The sequence below is a fragment of the Mesorhizobium sp. M1E.F.Ca.ET.041.01.1.1 genome (assembly GCF_003997355.1).
Taxonomy (GTDB): Bacteria; Pseudomonadota; Alphaproteobacteria; order Rhizobiales; family Rhizobiaceae; genus Mesorhizobium.
This window is the reverse complement of sequence record NZ_RZSL01000909.1, coordinates 1-1700: the sequence shown is the minus strand read 5'-3', so window position 1 is coordinate 1700 and position 1700 is coordinate 1. Positions and strand designations below refer to the sequence as shown.

Genomic DNA, 1700 nt, shown 5'->3' with positions numbered 1-1700 from the left:
GGCTCAAGGGGGTGCTTGGCGATATCCAGGCTGCCCTCCAGCCGCACTTCGAAGGGAAGAACGTCGCCAAGGGAGCGCTGGTCGCGAAATTGGAGCATCCGGCGCGCCGGGCGCGCAGCGAACTGGAGAACCTCGCGCTATTTGTCGAGCCGAACTCCCGAAGCAGCGAAACCTGGAGAGTGCATCCTGCGGTCTTCCCGCACGGAAGCCCGTGGGAGGCGGTCTCTCAGGTTCTCTTCAAGCTTGGCGGGCGCGAGGAATGGCCCGACGCCAACGACCTGGGCACCTGGCTTGTTACGGACGTCGTTCCCGCGATCGAGTTCGCCGTCGGGGCAAAACCCTCAAAAGGCATCTCGACAGAGTGAAAGCGAAGCGCTCGACCTATGGCGGGGGCGGGCAGTTGCCGCAAAGCGATGCACCGGTTGTGGCCGACGGTGCCCGCCTTTCGGAAGGACGCTCCACTCGAGTGATGCGGGATCGAAAAGTCCTGGCAGCGGGAAATGACGGTTGATCCGCAAAAAGTCCTTGGTGTTCATCGTGGCGACGACGGCACGGTGCACGATGGCGGACGCCGCGATCGCCAGGTCTTGGTGCATTCTCGCATCCTTGGCTTGGGGCGATTTCGTCCACAGGTCTTTTAGACTGGGGACGAGCGTCATTCGGGCGTAGAGCTTCGAGGTCTCGGCATCCATGGGGAGGAACGCCATGTCCGACACCAGAAGGCGATCGAGCCAGGACTGCAGTTCAAGGGATCTGGCAACGTTCCGTGCTTCAAGCATCGTAATGCCTCGCTGAATTTCGATCACGCAACCAAACGGAATTGCGAGCGAGGTGTCCGTTTCCGCTATCCAGCGGACAACGCTGGGATGCGGTCTTTTCTTGATGAGTTCGCTTACTACGTTCGTATCAAGGACATAAATTCTCGGGAGTGGGCTCACCGCTGGCATCCTGTTATTGTGTCAGTGTGATTGTGCGGCGCGAACGTAGGTGAGAGGCACCGGCAAATCGTTAAGCATAGTCTCCGCCTGGGTAGAAGGATTCGCCATGGGCAAAAGCCCCGGAAAAAAGAGAGGCCCAAAGCCTGCGGATACCGAGTTGAACTCCTGGCCAGTCGTTGAGGCGCAGGAGCGGTTCGCGGAACTCCTCGATGCCGCCGCAAATCGCGGCCCTCAGACGATCGTCGACCACAACCGCAGCTTCAAACTGACCCTGACAAGAAGCCGCTGGTCGCCCGAGGCGAAGGAATTGCTCCTGAGCGGGGGGCGTGTAGGAGCTGCCGGAAAATCGGGCAAGGAGTGACGGGAGCGTTGCTCGGTTTCGGGAAATGTTTTCCCAAAAGCGCATCTACATACCTGGGGGCGCTTGGCCGACCTCGAGACGCGGTCGGCTACGACTTTCGCAGGCGCTGGGCGCCGACGGGCGTAGCCTCAGTGCGGGACTATCGAAGCGGCTTGCTCCAGAGTCCAAGGCGATCCTTTCAAGCCGGCTCAGAACGGGCGCGCTCGGCGCTCAGAAGCGGGAAGGGCGCCGGTTGCCGCAGGGCGGCAAGATGCGCCGACAGAAACAGAAGCCACGCCGCCGACCAAGCGATGCCTGCCATGGTCATCAGCGCATGGTGAGGCGTGGCTATCTCGGCCAGACAGCGTGCGCCCGTTGCCGCGAAGCTCAGCCACAGCGCGATCCAGTGGCGTGTCAGCGGC

The 1700-nt window shown here is 61.6% G+C and carries 3 protein-coding genes and 1 pseudogene; 2 read left to right on the top strand and 2 right to left on the bottom strand.

The window, feature by feature from the left end:
* A pseudogene (locus tag EOA38_RS39545) lies at positions 1 to 365 on the top strand (hypothetical protein); the annotation flags it as partial.
* On the opposite strand, the gene EOA38_RS35755 reads toward EOA38_RS39545, so the two are convergent.
* The gene (locus EOA38_RS35755; RefSeq protein ID WP_189340286.1) at positions 342 to 938 is read right to left on the bottom strand and encodes a PIN domain-containing protein; all 597 of its coding nucleotides are present in this window, start codon (positions 936 to 938) and stop codon (positions 342 to 344) included. The pseudogene EOA38_RS39545 and the gene EOA38_RS35755 overlap by 24 nt on opposite strands.
* A 106-nt stretch (positions 939 to 1044) precedes the next feature.
* Between EOA38_RS35755 and EOA38_RS35750 the strand changes: the two genes are divergently transcribed.
* Positions 1045 to 1299, top strand: a complete 255-nt coding sequence (locus tag EOA38_RS35750) for a type II toxin-antitoxin system prevent-host-death family antitoxin (RefSeq protein WP_127301432.1) — start codon at positions 1045 to 1047, stop codon at positions 1297 to 1299.
* Between the two features lie 178 nt (positions 1300 to 1477).
* On the opposite strand, the gene EOA38_RS39540 is transcribed toward EOA38_RS35750, so the two are convergent.
* The coding region (locus EOA38_RS39540) for a hypothetical protein (protein WP_189435154.1) at positions 1478 to 1700 on the bottom strand (223 nt) is incomplete at its 5' end.

Coding starts and splice junctions, on each gene's coding strand:
- EOA38_RS35750 (WP_127301432.1), top strand. CDS start 1,045: ATGGGCAAAAGCCCCGGAAAAAAGAGAGGCCCAAAGCCTGCGGATACC.